Source organism: Vibrio sp. 1641 (assembly GCF_033339995.1).
GTDB classification, from domain to species: domain Bacteria; phylum Pseudomonadota; class Gammaproteobacteria; order Enterobacterales; family Vibrionaceae; genus Vibrio; species Vibrio alginolyticus.
Genome location: NZ_JAWOVP010000097.1, coordinates 1 through 831 on the forward strand (window position 1 = coordinate 1; position 831 = coordinate 831).

Sequence of the window (831 nt, forward strand, 5' to 3'; positions counted from 1 at the left end):
TTGCTGTAAATATGCAATAAAAGTGTCATTTTTGCATAAATTTGTGATTGGTGATAAACTTTGCATCGTTTTTAAAGTTTAGAGTTCAAATTAATGGAGGGCGGTATTGGAGTTCTTCTCCCCTGAGAAGCGTTTCAAATTACGTTAAATTTGTATTTATGGATAATGCATTTAAAAAATATAGTATCGACACAACAGACTACCAGGTTGGCCAAGACAACGTTCAAAAATGGGGATTCGATATACACAATCCCGTATTCGGTATCAGTGCTGGTCTCGTTGTTTTCTGTCTTATTTCACTTCTTCTTGTCGAACCAGTCACCGCTCGCGACGCATTAAACGGGATCAAAAACGGAATTATTGAACAGTTTGATGCATTCTTTATGTGGTCTACCAATTTCTTCTTATTGTTCGCTGTTGGTCTGCTTTTCTCGCCATTAGGTAAGATTCGTTTAGGCGGTAAAGAGGCGACGCCGGATCATTCAACCGTTTCATGGTTATCAATGCTGTTTGCAGCAGGTATGGGTATTGGTCTTCTCTTTTGGAGTGTGGCTGAGCCAACGGCCTATTTCACGGATTGGTGGGGTACGCCGCTAAACGCAGAAGCGTATTCAGCCGATGCTAAATCACTCGCGATGGGCGCGACCATGTTCCATTGGGGTGTTCACGGTTGGAGTATTTACGCCCTTGTTGCGTTGGCGCTTGCTTTTTTCGCCTTTAACAAAGGTTTACCGCTTTCATTGCGTGCGGCGTTTTACCCAATTTTTGGTGATCGTGCATGGGGCTGGTTAGGTCACGTTATCGATATCCTTGCTGTACTTTCGACGTTGT

At 43.1% G+C, this 831-nt stretch carries 1 protein-coding gene; it reads left to right on the forward strand.

All coding sequences use genetic code 11. From position 1 onward, the window contains the following. Positions 1 to 158 precede the first annotated feature (158 nt). Positions 159 to 831 (forward strand): BCCT family transporter (locus R7Z47_RS24380; protein ID WP_318130705.1); only part of this gene is annotated, 673 nt, incomplete at its 3' end.